Origin of the sequence: Amaricoccus macauensis (genome assembly GCF_049800915.1) — a bacterium.
GTDB lineage: Bacteria > Pseudomonadota > Alphaproteobacteria > Rhodobacterales > Rhodobacteraceae > Amaricoccus > Amaricoccus macauensis_A.
Window position 1 is genome coordinate 388,686 of sequence record NZ_JBNAFY010000003.1, and the last position, 15,390, is coordinate 404,075.

The window sequence follows — 15,390 nt, forward strand, 5'->3', positions numbered from 1 at the left end:
ACGGCCTAGCCTCGCCCCGTCAGGGGGCGAGGGCCGCAACACGGGCGACGAACGCCTCCAGGCCCAGCTCGGTTCTCGCGGTCTCCCAAGCCGACCGCCCGACCTTCGCCACCAAGGCGCGATCCTCGCAAAGACGCGCCAGCAGCGACCTCAGCGCTTCGGGGTCGTGCATGTCGATGACAAACCCGTCCCGACCATCGGTCACGCTTCCCGCACTCCCGCACTGCGCCGAGAAGACCGGCACCAGCCCGAAGGCCATTGCCTCGAGCGGCGCCATTCCCAGCGGCTCCCGATCCGCCGGAAGAACGCAGATGTCATGCCCGGAATAGAGCTCGGGCATCTTCGCATAGGGAACATTCGCGACGATCCGGACCGGCATCACGCGCCCCTCGCGCCGGGATCGCTCGACCAGGGCGCGATAGTGATCCGGGCAATCCGCGGCCTCGTGATCCGTCAGCGCGCCGGCAAGCGTCAGCTCAAGGTCTTCGGGCCGGTCGAGCGCGTCCAGCGCCCCAACCAAAAGGTGCTGATTCTTCCTCGGCTGCGCCAGCTTGCCAACACAGAGAACGCGGAGCGGTCCCTCAGTGCTCCGCCACTCCGGCGGCTCGACAGGCGCCGCGACCGGCCAGGGCAGATACGTTGCCTTCGGATCGGGCGGCGCGTCCCGCTCCAGTCCGCGCACCGGCGTGACCCGCCGCAAGGGCTGCCCGTCAAGAAAACGTGAGATCTGGCGCCTCAACCGGGGCCGGACCGTGAGCGGGCTCAGCCCGTAGGAATACGCCCGGATCCGGCGGAGGCGGCAGTACTCCCCCACATATCGCGAAACCGGCTTGCTGCTGCGAATGAAAACGAGGTCCGGGGCGGCCGCGCGAAGCGCCGCAACCACGTCGTCCCTCCGCGCCCGTTCCGAGAACACCTCTGGCACGACGAGGCTGTGATCCTCGATCGGGCTCTGCGCCGTTGCGAACACGTGAACCGCGCAACCGGCATCACGCAAGGCCCGCACGGCGATGGCGAGGTTGGTGTGAAACCGCGGCACGACGAAGAGCACCGAGCGCGGCAAGCCGCTGGCGTCAGGCAGGGGCATCGGGACCTCCCAGAACATGTGGCCATGATGCGTAAAGGAGTCCGTCCGCGCCCGTCCAGCCACAGTTCGACGGACGTAGTGATCCGCTTGCGGTCAGGGCGTCTTGGGCTTAGGTCAGGCAAACCTTCAGAGAAGCGACCGCAGGGGATCCGAACCATGGCAACGCCGCAATACGTCTTCCACATGGATGGCCTGTCCAAGACCTATCCGGGCGGCAAGAAATGCTTCGAGAACATCCGCCTCTCGTTCCTGCCCGGTGTGAAGATCGGCGTCGTCGGCGTCAACGGCGCGGGTAAATCCACCCTCCTGCGCATCATGTCCGGCCAGGACAAGGACTTCCAGGGCGAGGCCTGGGCCGCCAAGGGCGTCAACGTCGGCTACCTCTCCCAGGAGCCCGAACTCGACGATTCGAAGACCGTCCGCGAAAACGTCATGGACGGGGTCGCCGCCAAGCAGGCGCTGCTGACCGAGTTCAACGACATCGCCATGAAGATCGCCGAGGACCCGGACCTGATGGACCGGATGACCGAGCTTCAGGACCAGATCGACGCCCAGAACCTCTGGGACCTCGACGCCCAGGTCGATATCGCCATGGAAGCGCTGCGCTGCCCCGAGGACGATGCCGACACCGCCAAGCTCTCGGGCGGGGAGCGCCGCCGCGTCGCGCTTTGCAAGCTGCTCCTTGAAGCCCCCGACGTGCTGCTCCTCGACGAGCCGACCAACCACCTCGACGCCGAGACCATCGCCTGGCTTCAGAAGCACCTGATCGAATACAAGGGCACGATCCTGATCGTCACCCACGACCGCTACTTCCTCGACGACATCACCGGCTGGATCCTCGAGCTCGACCGCGGCCGGGGCATCCCCTACGAGGGCAACTACTCCGCCTGGCTCGAACAGAAGGCCAAGCGGCTCGCCCAGGAAGCCCGCGAGGACAAGGCCAAGCAGAAGACCCTCACCCGCGAGCTGGAATGGATCCGCCAGGGCGCAAAGGCCCGCCAGGCCAAGCAGAAGGCGCGTATCAACGCCTATAACGAGATGGCCTCGAAATCCGAGCGCGAGAAGATCACCACGGCGCAGATCGTCATTCCGAACGGGCCGCGCCTCGGCTCCAAGGTCATCGACGTCGAGGGCATCTCCAAGGGCTTCGGCGATCGCCTGCTGATCGACAACCTGAGCTTCGCCCTCCCGCCCGGCGGCATCGTCGGCGTGATCGGGCCGAACGGCGCGGGCAAATCCACCCTCTTCCGCATGCTCACCGGCCAGGAAAAGCCCGATGACGGCGCGATCGAGTTCGGCGAGACGGTGCAGCTCTCCTACGTGGACCAGTCCCGCGATGCGCTCGATGCGAACAAGACCGTCTGGGAGGAGATCTCCGACGGGCTCGACATCATCAAGCTCGGCGATGCGGAGGTGAACTCCCGCGCCTATTGCGGCGCGTTCAACTTCAAGGGCGGCGACCAGCAGAAGAAGGTTGGCCTCCTCTCGGGCGGTGAGCGCAACCGCGTCCACATGGCCAAGCTCCTGCGCGAGGGTGGCAACGTGCTGCTCCTCGACGAGCCGACCAACGACCTCGACGTCGAAACCCTGCGCGCGCTCGAAGATGCGCTGGAGGATTTCGCCGGCTGCGCCGTGATCATCAGCCACGACCGTTTCTTCCTCGACCGGCTCTGCACCCACATCCTCGCCTTCGAGGGCGACGCCCACGTCGAATGGTTCGAGGGCAACTTCGAGGATTACGAGGCCGACAAGATCCGCCGCCTCGGCCCCGATGCCGTCGAGCCGAAGCGGATCAAATACAAGAAGTTCGCGCGGTAGGAGCTCGCGCGCGGCTTCAAGTCACAACAACCCCAGGGGCCGCAGGCCCCGGCCCGGAACAAGGCGCGCAGCGCCGCCGAGCCTGCGACCGTCCGCGGGTAGAAGCGCCTGTCCTAACCGGTCTTCAATTTATGGTCAGGCCACCCGAGGGCCACGCTCGCGCGCCATTCTCCGCCACGCGACAACCGAACCAACCCAGGGCCCACGACCGTCCGAGGGTGGGAGCACCTGCCCCATCCGGTCTTCGATTTATGGTCAGGCCACCCCTCGGCCAACCTCGCTCGTGAACGCCGAGGATGCGACCGCCCATCGGGGCGGACGGTCGCAGGCCCGGCGGCGCTGCGCGCCTTGTTCCGGGCCGGGGCCTGTCCTCCTGCATGCAGGCACAACGAGTGACGCTACTGCCAGCAGAGACTTACTCAAGAGCTTGCCTGAACCCGATTGCAACGCTAACGTATAAGTTGAGCAATCTTTTTTGCTACTGAATCAACTTGAGAGATGCTTTCAAGAAGAAAGCATTTAAAAATCTGTCAACCTAGTTGCAAAGAGTTCAGTCGATGGCAAAAGTATTTTTGAGAAAAGAAATGAGCATTGGCAATGTGTCAGCGGAAGAGGACGATGAATTTCTTTATAATTGCTTCTTTGATCACAGCGCAAAATCCATTGCGACAGACAAGAAAAACTCAAAGTGTTTTCTGCTAGGTAATACTGGAATTGGAAAGACTGCAATTATAAGCAAGATCAGACAAGAAAATGAGAACGCAAATATAATAAGCCTGAGTGACTTGTCTATGGGTTACATCTCGAACAGCACTGCAATAAAATTTATAAAGGAAATAGATGTCCCTCTGGACTATTTTTTCCAAGCATTATGGCGTCATATAATTGTAATAGAGTACATAAGAATTTCCTTCGACGTTACGAGTACCGAAAAATCGCAGAATGCGTTCTCGAGAATTTTAGAGAAGTTTCGCAACAACGAACCAAGAAGGCGAGCATTAGAATATCTTGAAAAGTGGAGTGACAAGTTCTGGGTCACATTTGATGAAAATATTCGGGAGATTGAGCTGAATCTTGAAAGAGAGGTAAGCTTGCTCGCTGGAGCCGAATATCAAAAGTTTAAAACAGATGTAGGATACAAGAATAAGCTTAGTGAGTTACGAAAAACCCACCTACAGTCGCGCCTACAGACAGTTGTCGATGCAAGCTTGCTTTCCGAGTTAGGCAAAGTGCAAGACGCATTGTCGGATTACGCCAAAGATAATCAGCAAAAATTTGTTTATATACTTATAGACGGGCTTGATGAAAACTGGGTAGGCATAGACACCAAATACAAATTAATAAAAGCTCTCATAGAAGCTGTAAAATCTCTACGTAAAGTGCAGAATCTAAAAATTATATCCGCTATGCGAGTAGATTTGCTCGAGAAAGTAATTCAAGAAACACGGCATGATGGGTTTCAGTCAGAAAAATACAAGGATTACTTCGTTGAGATCAGGTGGAAAGGCGCCGAACTTAGAAAACTTCTAGATACCAGAGTGAACTATATGTATAGAAATAAATATAGTTCTGAGAATGTTTTTTTGCGCGATGTTTTCCCAAATAAAATCAACAAGAAAGATCCTTTCGACTTTTTATCTGAACGCACGCTATTAAGGCCGCGCGACGCTATATCATTCATAAATCACTGTTTTTTTGAAGCTTCTGAGAACCCACCAATATCGGTGAAGGAGGTCCAAAGGGCAGAGCGAAATTACTCGGAAGAGCGGCGGCGTGCGCTAGTCGAGGAATGGGCCGGCGTATATCCAGGTTTAGAGGTTCTACTAAGTTCACTGGTACACAGGCGAGCATCATTTCCTCTCGCTGACCTACTTACAGCAGAATATATTGATATGATTGCAGTCGAACTACTTTGTAACGACCGATATGCGCGGGACCCCCTATGCCGGGGCATGAAGAACGCATATGAAGAAAGCCAATTCACGAACGAAAACAAGATACTTGAACAGGTCGTAGAAGTTTGCCTCGTTCTTCATTTGGTGGGCGCAATTGGCCTAAATACAGCTCCGCATGAGCCAATGCACTGGTTCTACAAAGAGGGCCATCAAATACCGAAGGCACACATTACGAAGAACTCCAAAATTCGAATTCACCCCATGCTTCACTCGAGCCTAGGCATCAATACTGGAGAAAAGGTGCGAGATTACGCTTGATCGCCGCATCATCTGGTTGACAAGAATTTGCAACGGTAAATGGGACCATAGCGAATCCAACAATCACTCCACTGTTCCATAGCCCTCCTATTGGCCGTATATTTGGGAGGGTAATCCGGTGCTCTAATTCTAGGAGCCGATCTAGCAAGCCCCCCTCAAATCGGGTCGCCCTTCCAGCTTCGGTCGCCTTCGACCTCTATCTCCTTCGAGATCACGCCCAGCATGTAGGTGCGGAGCACCTTGTTCATCCGCGCCTGGTAGCCGTGGCCCATGCTGCGATACCAGCGCGCCACATCGGCGTCGCAGGCCAGCGTGATCCGGGTTTTCCTGGCCCGCACCGCCACCTCGCGGTCGATGGAATGCCATTCGGGCGGGATGTGGCTGCGCTTGAGCCGGTCGTTGCGGGCCCAGACCTCCAGTTCGTACAGATCGGCGAGCAGCTCGACATAGCTCCGCTCCTGGCGCCGGGTTCGCTTGCGCTCGGTCATTCGTCTTTTCCATGTCCGATGAATTTGTCGCCAGCATAGCCCAACAGGGTTAACGCATCCTGCGCCGCGAATCCTGTGCATGGGTTGTGCATGCAATGTGCATGTATTGTGTAGCGTAATTTCTCTGAGATCTCAGAATGTTATACCCCGCCGAACGAACGGCCGCACTGTCCTCCCTTGCCGCCACTCCATCCGCCTCTAGCTGAACGGCCAGTGATCGACCCCGTAATGGACATGGAGAACAAATCATGATCGACACACCGGAAGAAGCCGACACGAATGTCACCGGAAATCCGGACCCGGCGGAATATTCCAACCAGTCGAAAGCCCCGAAGGACTGGGTCACCGGGGACGAGCCGATGACCGGCGCGCAAGCCTCCTACCTCAAGACATTGTGCGAGGAAGCGGGCGTCCCGTTCGACGAGGGCCTCAGCAAGGCCGCCGCGTCCGAACGGATCGACCAGCTCAAGGAAGAGGTGCCCCGGACCGCAAGCTGACCGGGCAGAACTGGGCTGGATCCGCCTCCGCGGGTGCAGCCTCAGCCCTTCTTTTCAAGAGCATCCGGCTTGTGCGCCGCCTTGTTGCCGGACTTGTCGCTTTTCACGAGATACTGCGGGTCATCTTCCGAGGCCGCGACCTTGTGGCCCTTGATTTCCGTCTCGCTCGTCAGCTTCTTCTCGACCTTTCCCTCGATCTTGCCCTGCGGCGTTTTCCAGGAAACCTTGACACCCTTTTCGATTTTGTCCGCCATGCATGCCTCCGTGTTCTGCTAACCGCCAGAGACATAGCCCGCGGAACGATCATGGCGAGACGTGGCCGGAAATGAAAAGGCCCGCGACATGCGCGGGCCCGACCGTTCGGCGTGAAACTGTCTTCATATCATCGCCCAATCCGTAAAGCGCCAGGTTTCCGGCACGTCATCCTTGCGGCGCGACGCTTCGCGTTCAGCGGCAAGAGATTGGGTCGACAGGCGTTGCATCATTCTACTCCGAGTTACTTTCCGGCACCTCACAGCCCGGCGCCGGTTCGGCACCCCTCTACATCAGGGCATAAGAACAAATGGCCAGCTTCACAAAAAGTTCCAGTAACGATCCTGTGGAAACGAATAATGTAGCAATATCAGCCGAATTGTAGAATTTATGCAACATCCAGGATTGGGCGCTTTGCGGGCGCGCCCCATTCGCGGAGCCTGGCGCTCAGTTGTTCAGGTGAAAGGCGGGCAGGGTCTCGCGATCCCTTTTGCGCTCAGATCATGGCCCAGTCGGTGAAGCGCCAGGGCATCGGCGGCATTGGCTGCGGCTGCGGATGGCTGCGTTTCGGTTCCGGGTTACGCGGCGTATGGTTGTTCATGAGTTTCCCCTCCAAGTCGGTGCGCGGGGTCATAACCCCCTGCTGATACGACCCATCCTGCCTCACGCAGCGTGACTGGTCTGTGACCAAACCCACAGGCCAAATCGCCCCCCGGGATACACGCTTCGCTTGCTTTTTTGTCCGACCCGGTGCATACCGCTACTCGCGATGTTACCAAGATCCGACGCTGTCTCCTACCAGGCCACAGTCACGCGATTTTGCTCTGACTGGAGCCAGGCTGCCGCAATCACGTGGGCAGCAACGATAAGGAGAATTCACGATGGCCAAAGGCACCGTGAAATGGTTCAACACGACCAAAGGTTTCGGATTCATTCAGCCCGAGGGCGGTTCCAAGGACGTTTTCGTCCACATTTCCGCCGTTGAGCGCGCTGGTCTGACCGGCCTCGCCGACAACCAGAAGGTTACCTTCGACCTCGAGTCGGGCCGCGACGGACGTCAGTCGGCAACCAACATTGCGCTCGTCGACTGAGCTGCATCCGGCGCCGCGGTCTCTGCGGCGCCACCCCTGACCAGAGCCTGCTGGCCGGTCAGATCGACGCCCAGTCGTTGAATTGCCAGGTTACGGGCGTCTCGGCCTTGCGGTCGCGCTCTTCCTGTTTCGGCTCCGGATTACGGGGCGATTTACGTGTCATGTCTTCACTCCAGCAGCAGGTAGCTCGAAGGCTCTCCATTCCGTATTAGTATCATATTACGGCCTGAAGGTTTCCGAGGGATTGCGACTTTCCGGTCAATTGTCGGAGCGAGAAACCACAACACGCAAACCACCGCACTTCGCGAAAAGCCCAAGGGCCCCTGCAAGCGGTTGTAATTGCTAAGACTTCCGGACCCTTCTCCCGGCTGTCCGCCTAATCCACAAATACCGCCAGTCGTTTACCATTTGGTCAAGAAGTTGCCGATTCATCACAATCGGCAAATCGGCCCTGCGCGGGTCTGATCGCTTCGGTGTTCAGATCAGCGCGTTTTCCAGAGGATCGATCAGCAACCGCCCACCATCCACGGTCAGCACCTGCCCCGTCGTGAACCGGGAAAGAGGCGAGGCGAGAAACATGATCGAATCAGCCACTTCACTGAATTCGCCCAGCCGGCCCAACGGCACGACCTCCCGGATCGCATCGGGCAGATCCTCAACCTCCGGGAGAGATTTGCCAAGCGAGTTGCCGTAGATTCCACCGACCGCGACCGCGTTCACCCTGATCCCATGCACCGAGAGCGGAACCGCAAGGCCGCGGGTGATCTGGTCGAGAGCGGCACTTGCCACGGAAAAGGCGAAGAGCTGCGGCAGACTGCGCTGTGCGAAGATCGAGCTAAGATTGACGATCGCGCGGTCCGAGGCGTCCTCGCCCTCCTCCTTGGCCGCTTCGATCATCCGGCGCGCCACGATCTGGCTGAGCCGCAGGTTCGCCACCACGTTTTGCTGAAGAACATCTTCCAATGCAGTCCCTGCTGGATCGAGCGGATCGCCTGTCACCAGCATCCGTGCGGCGTTCACCAGCACATGGATATTCTCGTTCGCATCAAGCGTAGCGGCCATGAGGTTGGTCATGGTCAGCTTCTCTCGCAGGTCGCCCGCGAAAGCCGTGGCCGTCCCGTCGTGGCCCTCGCTGTTGAGGCTATCCGCCTCGTGATCCAGCTTGTCCTCGTCGATATCGGCCATGACGACGGAGGCACCCGCCTTCATGAACTGCCGCGCACAGGCCAGCCCGATACCGTTCGCCGCGCCGGTCACGATCACCGACTTGCCATTCAGATCATTCGCCATTTCGCCTCCGATGACAGGCGGGCAAAGGATACCGGCCCGTCATTCCCCCACATGGGAATGCGGCAGGCATCCGCAAGACGGCACGGATCAGCCGCAATAGACCTGGGAGATCTTGTCGTCGGTCCCGATGGTAATGTTGAGCCGTGAGGCATCCGGCTCATCCGAGACCGCAGCGCCCGGGAAGAGGACCCGACGGTTCTCCGGCAGGTTCGCATCGTTCAGGACACTAACCTCCTGCCCCACAAGGTCGGAATACTCCGAGAGACCGCACCCCCCGCTGGCAGAGGCTGTCTCGTCCAGACCGTCGAGAGGGCCGATGGAGCTCGTGCATCCGGCGGCCCCCGCAATCAACACCAGGACCGCACCCGCGCGCGAAATGGCCATGAGCGTATCTCCATTGTCTCCTGCGGCACACGGGCCGCTTCTCGCGGCTAGAGGACCACGGGTCCGCCGGATTGGCAAGCCTTCCTCAAGCAACCGCCTTCGAAGGTGTCGCCGCATGGCCTCGGTCCCCCTGCACCGTGTGCAGGCGCCGGATTGCGCGAGACTCGGCCAATTCCGCAAGGGTTTTGCGCGAAGATCTGCCGATTGACGATCACGAACGCGAAGTACCGCGCTTGTGCTTGGACAAGCGGCCCCAACCGCGCCATCTAACAGTCAAACGAGAGTTGATTCGAGAAAATTCATCGGGGTCAACTCGAACTGAACGGGACTATTATCAGTTTCCCCCATCTGTTCGAGTAGTGATCCCGTCTGATCGTAGAAAACCGCAAATACGCATATCCGGTTGCGGACAATTGGAGGTTGTTCATGTCTAAGATCGTCAAGTGCCTTCCCACCCGCTTCAACGTCACCCTGCTCATGTCAGCATTGGGGCTCATCGCACCCGGTATGGCGCAGGCCTATGTCGGCCCCGGCGCCGGCCTGACCGCCATCGGCAGCGTCCTCGCGCTCGTCGCAGCACTCGGCCTCGCGCTTGTGGGCTTCGTCTGGTACCCGCTCAAACGCCTGCTTCGCCGCAAGAATTCGGCCACGGCAAGCGGTGAAATCACGGCAGGTGAGCCCAAGTGATCCTTGCGGTACTCTTTGCGAGTTGTCTCGCCTTCCTTCTTGTCCTGAAGGCGTCGAACGTGGTCGCAGTCACCAGTGACGCGGCCCGTACGGCAATTGCGGCCGCGGATGCCATGCGCGCGCCGCATCTCTCCGACGACCAGAAAGAGGCTCATGTCCGTCGGGCGGCACTCGGGCTCCTGAGGAGTTTCGCTCGCATCACGCTTATCGGGGCCGTGGCCCTTGCCGTGCCCGCCGCCATCGTGTGGATAGGCTCCGCGCTCGGCCTCTACCACCTTTCGGACGCAATCGAACTTGCGACCGGTTGGCCCTTCATTCTGGGCGTGACCGTCGTGTTTGTCGGCATCTGGGGCATCACGGGCAAGACCGCAGCAAAAAGGGCCCCCAAAGGCCCGATGCCCGGTGTGCCCTACGGTCGGACCGACCGGATGCTGCACCGTGTCGCCTTTGCCTCCCCCAACCTGCAAAAGAGCCTGGCGGATCTGGAAACACGGCGCTTCCGCGACAAGATCGACCCGGAATTTGCCAAGGATCCGGTTTTCATCACGTCGCTGCCCCGCGCGGGTACGACCGTCATGCTCGACATTCTTGCGGATCTTCCGGAATTTGCCTCCGCGACCTACCGCGCCATGCCGTTCACGCTCACACCGCTTCTCTGGGGCAGCCTGACCCGCGGCCTTCAGCGAAAGGCCGAGGACGCCGAGCGTGCGCACGGTGATGGCCTCAAGGTCGGTTTCGACAGTCCCGAGGCTTTCGAGGAAACGGTCTGGAAGGCGTTCTGGCCGACGCACTACCGGCCCAAGGGCATCAAAACCTGGTCGGAAGAGGACCGCGACGGAGATTTCGAGGCGTTTTTCCGCACCTACATGTGCAAGATCGTGGCAGCCAAAGGCGGCGACGCGCATCGCTACGTCTCGAAGAACAACGCCAATATTGCCCGCCTTCCGCTGATCGAACGGCTCTACCCGGATGCGAAGGTCCTCGTTCCAATCCGGAATCCCTTCGCCCAGACGGCCTCGCTCATGCGTCAGCATCGTCGGTTCGGCGCACTCCATGCCCAGGACGCCTTCGCGCGCGACTACATGGAAGGCCTCGGGCACTACGAGTTCGGGAAAGCGTTGCGTCCCATCGAATTCCCCGGCCGGACCATACCGGTCGAGAAGGCCGGCGAACCGGCATTCTGGCTGGAATACTGGATCTCCGCCTATCAGCGCGTTCTCGAGACGGCCGGTCCGCGGGTCATCTTCGTCGACCACGACGGACTGTGCCGCGACCCGTCCCGTCACCTTCCGGCACTGGCCGAAGCACTCGGTGTCGAGAACCGCGACCGCCTGCTCGGCGCGGCCTCGAAGCTCCGCGCGCAACCCGCCCCGCCGGACCCCGAGGGCCCGCGCGAACTGATCGATCACGCGAGGGCGCTTCACGCCGAACTGATCGAACTCTCGCTACGCCCCATCCATGAGAGCACCTCCACCACCACGAGCGCCATCCGATGAAAGACCGATTGCCCGCTATCTCCTTCGTTCTGTCCGCCGTCGTGCTTTCCTCGGTCTACGGCGTGTTCGCCCAGCGCAACGGGTGGTTCCCGGCCGCCCAGATCGCCCAGGCCGAAGCGACCATCCGGGACGTGCAGGCGAACTGGAAGAACGACCTCGCGCTCGAACCCACTCGTCACCTCGTCGAAGCCTACGAACAGGACCGCCCCGCGGATGCGACCGGCTTTCAGCTTGTCGACCCCGATGCGATTACACCGGGCTTCACGCTGATCGCTGGCCTCTCGAAAGACCAGGACCGAACCGCGTTCGACGTGTCCCTCTACGACGAGGAAGGCCAGAGACGTCACGTCTGGCCGGTGGACTACGCTCGGCTCGATCCGGAGGGACTGAAGCCGCTGAATGTCATGCTCCATGGGATGGAAGTGTTCGAGGACGGCTCGATCGCCGTGACCTTCGATGCCGGGAACGCCATCGCACGCCTTGATGCCTGCGGAGAACCGATCTGGTCCCGGAATGGCGGCTATCACCACTCGATCCATCGTGACGAGACCGGCGGCCTCTGGGTCTGGCGCGAGAACACCATCACGCGCCTCAATGAAGAAACCGGTGAGGAGACCTACGCGCTCAACCTCGAGGACGGGATCATGCGCCGGGACGGCGAAGAAGACGGCGCGATTGCCGTGCGCAGTTTCATTGGCGGAGGGGAGCAGGACCTCAGCTACACGGGCGATCCGTTCCACGCCAATGATGTCGAACCGCTCAGCGCCGAGATGGCCGAGGCCTTCCCGGATTTCGAGGCGGGCGACCTGCTCATCAGCCTCCGCGAGATCAACCTCGTCGCGGTCGTCGATCCCGAGAGCGGGGCGCTCAGATGGTGGCAGCATGGGCCTTGGCTCAAGCAGCACGACCCGGACTTCCAGCCGGACGGGACAATCACGGTCTATGACAACGGGTCAGGCACGGGCACATCGAAAATCCGCCGGATCGACCCGGAAACACGTGAAACCCGAACCATCGTTGCCGGCTCGGACAGCTTCCCGTTCTACAGCTGGCAGCGCGGCAAGCATCAGGTTCTGGAAAGCGGCAACCTGCTCGTAACCGAGGCCCAGCACGGGCGCGTGTTTGAAGTGACCCCAACGGGCGCCACCGTATGGGAGCGCGACATGATCTGGGATGCCGAGCGCAACCTGATCGTCACCGAGGCGCGCCATGTCGCCCCGGACTTCTTCGAAGACGGACTGCCGGGCTGCGCAACGAAAAGCGAAAGCTGATCAGAAAAATGTCCGGCCCTTTGGCCGGACTGCATCTGCCCCCCGCTCTTTAAGCGGGGCCCCGGATCGGGATCTGCGATCCCGCTCCCACCTGCTCGATAGGAATTCTGCCTATATGAACACCTTGGCGGGCGCGCTCAGTGCACGCTGTGGGGCAACATTTCGTTGCGGCGCGCGAGGATGAATGCCTGCTTGCGGTCCGATACGAGGGCAAGCACCTCGCCCGACTCGGCATGAATGGCATATACCGTGTCCTGTCCGCCCGTCTGTGCGCGCACTTCATCCGGCAGGTCCGCGGTCTTCACATTCCGCACATAGACGATCTGTTCATCGTCGGATGCGGAGAAACTCGGGAAATCGGTCATCTGTCTTCCCTCCTCAGCTCCGCCTTCCATTGATCTTGATCGTCTGGACTACGGATTCCGGCTCCGTTCTTTCAAGATCGACATGCAGAAGCCCGTTTTCAAGCTCCGCACCTGTCACATCAACGCCATCTGCCAGCACGAAGTTCCGCTGAAACTGGCGCGCGGCGATACCGCGATGGAGGAAGATCCGTCCGTCGGCATCATCGCTCTGGCGACCGCGGATCACGAGTTGATTGGCCTCGACAGTGATCGCGAGATCGGCTTCCGAGAAGCCGGCAACCGCGAGCGTGATGCGGTAGGCAGACGTCGAACGCTGCTCGACATTGTAGGGAGGATAGCCATCGTTACCGGATTTCACGGTTCGCTCGACGAGCCTGTCGAGATCCTCGAAACCCAGAAGATAGGGATGTGACGCAAAAGTAACCTTGCTCATTGTCTTCAAGCCCTTGCATAAGCGACTTTGGATTGGCCCCGGCATCGGCGGCCATATCGGTGTCATTTGGGGATTGAGCTTCAAAGTGCAAGTGCCGATTGTAGGCAGAGCTTTTCCCGCCCCGGGCAAGGGCGTATGATACCGGTAGCGAGTTCCCGAGGGCCGAGACATGAACCAGCCGCAGAAGATGCAACGCGAGGAAGTGCTCCGGATCCGTCTGGAGCTTCTGGAACGCGAGCATAGGGATCTAGATGAGTCGATTACCGCCCTTGATGCGGAAGGCCGCGCCGATCCCCTCACCGTGCGCCGCCTCAAGAAGCGCAAACTCATACTCAAGGACGAGATCCGCCGGATCTCCGACGAGATCACACCGGACATCATCGCCTGATCTCGAACCGCCCCACCCGTTCGTCGCGCCACGCATCGGCGCGCACCCCGTGACACAAGCAGACACGCCGGAGGAAATTCATGTCAGACCCGCTCGTCGGTATCGTGATGGGGAGCCAATCCGACTGGGAGACCATGCGCGGCGCAACCGAGATACTCGACACCCTCGGCGTACCCCACGAGGTCCGCATCGTTTCGGCCCATCGCACGCCCGACCGCCTTTTCAGTTACGCTGAAACCGCCGCAGACCGCGGTCTTCGCGTGATCATTGCGGGCGCCGGCGGCGCGGCCCACCTGCCCGGCATGCTGGCGGCCAAGACCCGCGTGCCGGTGCTGGGCGTGCCCGTCCAGTCGAAGGCCCTCTCGGGCTGGGATTCGCTTCTTTCCATCGTCCAGATGCCCAAGGGCGTGCCGGTGGGCACGCTCGCCATCGGCCCGGCCGGCGCCGCCAATGCAGGGCTCCTTGCCGCCGCCATGCTCGCGACCACCGACGCCGATCTCGCCACCCGTCTCGAGGCCTGGCGCGCAGCCCAGACCGAGGCCGTCGCGGAGGCTCCGGCATGAGCAAGGCCCCTCTCCCGCCAGGCAGCACCATCGGTATACTCGGTGGCGGACAGCTCGGCCGCATGCTCTCGCTCGCGGCGGCACGGCTCGGTCTCAAATGCCACATCTACGAGGATGCCGAAGCACCTCCCGCCGCGCAGGTTTCGGACGCCTTCACCCGCGGCGCCTATGACGATCGCGCGCGCCTCGCCGCCTTTGCCAAGACGGTCGACGTGGTCACCTACGAGTTCGAGAATGTCGATCTCGCAGCCGTCGACATCCTGGAACCGCTGGTTCCCGTGCGTCCCGGCCGGCGCGCCCTGGAGGTCTCCCAGGACCGTATCGCGGAAAAGGACTTTCTCACCCATATCGGTCTGCGCACCGCCCCCTACGCGCCCGTCGACAACTTCTGCACCCTTTCAGAATCGATCGACGAGATCGGCACCCCCGCGATCCTGAAGACCCGCCGCTTCGGCTATGACGGCAAGGGTCAGGCGCGGATCACCGATGCCGATAAAGCTGGCGAAGCCTGGGAAACGATGGATGCCAATCCCAGTGTCCTCGAAGGCTTCGTCAATTTCGACCGCGAGATCTCCGTCATCGCCACGCGCGGGCTCGATGGCTCCGTCGTATGCTTCGATCCGGGCGAGAACGAACATGCGGACGGCATTCTGCGCACCACCCGTGTGCCTGCCGCCATTCCACCCGCACTCGCGCAGGATGCCGTTCTGCTGGCAGGCCGCATCCTGAACGCGCTGGATTACGTCGGCGTTCTCGGGGTCGAGCTCTTCGTCGCGCCGGACGGACTGGTGGTCAACGAGATCGCGCCGCGTGTCCACAATTCCGGTCACTGGACCCAGGATGCGTGTCTCATCGATCAGTTCGAGATGCATATCCGCGCAATCTGCGGCTGGCCTCTGGGCGATGGCAGCCGGCATTCGGACGCGGAAATGACGAACCTGCTCGGGGAGGAAGCCAATCAGGCTATAAGCCTCACCGGCGCAGCGGTCCACCTCTACGGCAAGGGCGAAGCGCGTCCGGGCCGCAAGATGGGCCATGTGAACCGGATCACACCGCGGAGCTGAGCA

The 15,390-nt window shown here is 60.5% G+C and carries 17 protein-coding genes; 10 read left to right on the forward strand and 7 right to left on the reverse strand.

Going from position 1 to position 15,390, the window contains the following annotated elements; all coding sequences use genetic code 11:
* Positions 1 to 19: 19 nt before the first annotated feature.
* On the reverse strand, positions 20 to 1,087 hold the full coding sequence (locus ACP15W_RS09620; protein ID WP_424932659.1) for a glycosyltransferase family 4 protein: 1,068 nt from the start codon (positions 1,085 to 1,087) through the stop codon (positions 20 to 22).
* 156 nt (positions 1,088 to 1,243) lie between these two features.
* Between ACP15W_RS09620 and ettA the strand changes: the two genes are divergently transcribed.
* Together ettA and ACP15W_RS09630 are read left to right on the forward strand one after the other, a co-directional pair.
* A complete protein-coding gene (ettA, locus tag ACP15W_RS09625) occupies positions 1,244 to 2,905 on the forward strand; it encodes an energy-dependent translational throttle protein EttA (RefSeq protein ID WP_424932660.1) in 1,662 nt (553 codons plus the stop codon).
* 557 nt (positions 2,906 to 3,462) lie between these two features.
* A complete protein-coding gene (locus tag ACP15W_RS09630; protein ID WP_424932661.1) occupies positions 3,463 to 5,118 on the forward strand; it encodes a P-loop ATPase, Sll1717 family in 1,656 nt (551 codons plus the stop codon).
* A 155-nt stretch (positions 5,119 to 5,273) separates the two neighbouring features.
* Here the strand turns inward: ACP15W_RS09630 and ACP15W_RS09635 are convergent, their stop codons facing one another.
* Positions 5,274 to 5,606: a BrnA antitoxin family protein gene (locus ACP15W_RS09635; RefSeq protein ID WP_424932662.1), complete on the reverse strand. Its 333-nt coding sequence runs from the start codon at positions 5,604 to 5,606 to the stop codon at positions 5,274 to 5,276.
* Between the two features lie 248 nt (positions 5,607 to 5,854).
* On the opposite strand from ACP15W_RS09635, the gene ACP15W_RS09640 reads away from it, so the two are divergent.
* Positions 5,855 to 6,103, forward strand: a complete 249-nt coding sequence (locus ACP15W_RS09640; RefSeq protein WP_424932663.1) for a DUF3072 domain-containing protein — start codon at positions 5,855 to 5,857, stop codon at positions 6,101 to 6,103.
* A 41-nt stretch (positions 6,104 to 6,144) separates the two neighbouring features.
* Here the strand turns inward: ACP15W_RS09640 and ACP15W_RS09645 are convergent, their stop codons facing one another.
* Complete coding sequence (locus ACP15W_RS09645) at positions 6,145 to 6,357, reverse strand: DUF2945 domain-containing protein (RefSeq protein WP_424932664.1); 213 nt, start codon at positions 6,355 to 6,357, stop codon at positions 6,145 to 6,147.
* A gap of 879 nt (positions 6,358 to 7,236) precedes the next feature.
* Here ACP15W_RS09645 and ACP15W_RS09650 point away from each other — a divergent pair.
* Positions 7,237 to 7,446 carry a cold-shock protein gene (locus ACP15W_RS09650; protein ID WP_424932665.1) on the forward strand — a complete coding sequence of 70 codons (210 nt, stop codon included), beginning with the start codon at positions 7,237 to 7,239 and terminating at the stop codon, positions 7,444 to 7,446.
* 477 nt (positions 7,447 to 7,923) lie between these two features.
* Here ACP15W_RS09650 and ACP15W_RS09655 read toward each other — a convergent pair whose 3' ends face one another.
* Entirely contained in the window at positions 7,924 to 8,736 is an 813-nt protein-coding gene (locus tag ACP15W_RS09655; protein ID WP_424932667.1) for an SDR family NAD(P)-dependent oxidoreductase, read from the reverse strand.
* 87 nt (positions 8,737 to 8,823) lie between these two features.
* Positions 8,824 to 9,120, reverse strand: coding sequence for an I78 family peptidase inhibitor (locus ACP15W_RS09660; RefSeq protein ID WP_424932668.1), 297 nt, complete (start codon positions 9,118 to 9,120; stop codon positions 8,824 to 8,826).
* A gap of 426 nt (positions 9,121 to 9,546) precedes the next feature.
* Between ACP15W_RS09660 and ACP15W_RS09665 the strand changes: the two genes are divergently transcribed.
* Genes ACP15W_RS09665 through ACP15W_RS09675 form a run of 3 tightly spaced genes read left to right on the forward strand, consistent with a single transcriptional unit; the run spans position 9,547 to position 12,574 of the window.
* A complete protein-coding gene (locus ACP15W_RS09665; protein ID WP_424932669.1) occupies positions 9,547 to 9,807 on the forward strand; it encodes a hypothetical protein in 261 nt (86 codons plus the stop codon).
* Positions 9,804 to 11,303 (forward strand): sulfotransferase, encoded by a 1,500-nt coding sequence (locus ACP15W_RS09670; protein WP_424932670.1) that lies wholly within the window; start codon positions 9,804 to 9,806, stop codon positions 11,301 to 11,303. Before ACP15W_RS09665 ends, ACP15W_RS09670 begins: the two co-directional genes overlap by 4 nt.
* The gene (locus tag ACP15W_RS09675) at positions 11,300 to 12,574 is read left to right on the forward strand and encodes an arylsulfotransferase family protein (protein ID WP_424932671.1); all 1,275 of its coding nucleotides are present in this window, start codon (positions 11,300 to 11,302) and stop codon (positions 12,572 to 12,574) included. The genes ACP15W_RS09670 and ACP15W_RS09675 overlap by 4 nt, the downstream gene beginning before the upstream one ends.
* Before the next feature lie 137 nt (positions 12,575 to 12,711).
* On the opposite strand, the gene ACP15W_RS09680 is transcribed toward ACP15W_RS09675, so the two are convergent.
* On the reverse strand, positions 12,712 to 12,939 hold the full coding sequence (locus ACP15W_RS09680) for a DUF1150 family protein (protein ID WP_424932672.1): 228 nt from the start codon (positions 12,937 to 12,939) through the stop codon (positions 12,712 to 12,714).
* 13 nt (positions 12,940 to 12,952) lie between these two features.
* Positions 12,953 to 13,372 (reverse strand): Hsp20 family protein, encoded by a 420-nt coding sequence (locus tag ACP15W_RS09685; protein ID WP_424932673.1) that lies wholly within the window; start codon positions 13,370 to 13,372, stop codon positions 12,953 to 12,955.
* 169 nt (positions 13,373 to 13,541) lie between these two features.
* On the opposite strand from ACP15W_RS09685, the gene ACP15W_RS09690 reads away from it, so the two are divergent.
* From ACP15W_RS09690 to ACP15W_RS09700, 3 genes are all read left to right on the forward strand, one after another.
* Positions 13,542 to 13,760, forward strand: a complete 219-nt coding sequence (locus tag ACP15W_RS09690; protein WP_424932674.1) for a YdcH family protein — start codon at positions 13,542 to 13,544, stop codon at positions 13,758 to 13,760.
* 80 nt (positions 13,761 to 13,840) lie between these two features.
* Positions 13,841 to 14,323, forward strand: a complete 483-nt coding sequence (purE, locus tag ACP15W_RS09695; protein ID WP_424932675.1) for a 5-(carboxyamino)imidazole ribonucleotide mutase — start codon at positions 13,841 to 13,843, stop codon at positions 14,321 to 14,323.
* A complete protein-coding gene (locus tag ACP15W_RS09700) occupies positions 14,320 to 15,387 on the forward strand; it encodes a 5-(carboxyamino)imidazole ribonucleotide synthase (protein ID WP_424932676.1) in 1,068 nt (355 codons plus the stop codon). Before purE ends, ACP15W_RS09700 begins: the two co-directional genes overlap by 4 nt.
* Positions 15,388 to 15,390: the final 3 nt, after the last annotated feature.

What these genes read in the sequence shown, in the direction of transcription:
- ACP15W_RS09620 (WP_424932659.1), bottom strand. Translation starts at nt 1,087, where the DNA reads ATGCCCCTGCCTGACGCCAGCGGCTTGCCGCGCTCGGTGCTCTTCGTC.
- ettA (WP_424932660.1), top strand. Translation starts at nt 1,244, where the DNA reads ATGGCAACGCCGCAATACGTCTTCCACATGGATGGCCTGTCCAAGACC.
- ACP15W_RS09630 (WP_424932661.1), top strand. Translation starts at nt 3,463, where the DNA reads ATGGCAAAAGTATTTTTGAGAAAAGAAATGAGCATTGGCAATGTGTCA.
- ACP15W_RS09635 (WP_424932662.1), bottom strand. Translation starts at nt 5,606, where the DNA reads ATGACCGAGCGCAAGCGAACCCGGCGCCAGGAGCGGAGCTATGTCGAG.
- ACP15W_RS09640 (WP_424932663.1), top strand. Translation starts at nt 5,855, where the DNA reads ATGATCGACACACCGGAAGAAGCCGACACGAATGTCACCGGAAATCCG.
- ACP15W_RS09645 (WP_424932664.1), bottom strand. Translation starts at nt 6,357, where the DNA reads ATGGCGGACAAAATCGAAAAGGGTGTCAAGGTTTCCTGGAAAACGCCG.
- ACP15W_RS09650 (WP_424932665.1), top strand. Translation starts at nt 7,237, where the DNA reads ATGGCCAAAGGCACCGTGAAATGGTTCAACACGACCAAAGGTTTCGGA.
- ACP15W_RS09655 (WP_424932667.1), bottom strand. Translation starts at nt 8,736, where the DNA reads ATGGCGAATGATCTGAATGGCAAGTCGGTGATCGTGACCGGCGCGGCG.
- ACP15W_RS09660 (WP_424932668.1), bottom strand. Translation starts at nt 9,120, where the DNA reads ATGGCCATTTCGCGCGCGGGTGCGGTCCTGGTGTTGATTGCGGGGGCC.
- ACP15W_RS09665 (WP_424932669.1), top strand. Translation starts at nt 9,547, where the DNA reads ATGTCTAAGATCGTCAAGTGCCTTCCCACCCGCTTCAACGTCACCCTG.
- ACP15W_RS09675 (WP_424932671.1), top strand. Translation starts at nt 11,300, where the DNA reads ATGAAAGACCGATTGCCCGCTATCTCCTTCGTTCTGTCCGCCGTCGTG.
- ACP15W_RS09680 (WP_424932672.1), bottom strand. Translation starts at nt 12,939, where the DNA reads ATGACCGATTTCCCGAGTTTCTCCGCATCCGACGATGAACAGATCGTC.
- ACP15W_RS09685 (WP_424932673.1), bottom strand. Translation starts at nt 13,372, where the DNA reads ATGAGCAAGGTTACTTTTGCGTCACATCCCTATCTTCTGGGTTTCGAG.
- ACP15W_RS09690 (WP_424932674.1), top strand. Translation starts at nt 13,542, where the DNA reads ATGAACCAGCCGCAGAAGATGCAACGCGAGGAAGTGCTCCGGATCCGT.
- purE (WP_424932675.1), top strand. Translation starts at nt 13,841, where the DNA reads ATGTCAGACCCGCTCGTCGGTATCGTGATGGGGAGCCAATCCGACTGG.
- ACP15W_RS09700 (WP_424932676.1), top strand. Translation starts at nt 14,320, where the DNA reads ATGAGCAAGGCCCCTCTCCCGCCAGGCAGCACCATCGGTATACTCGGT.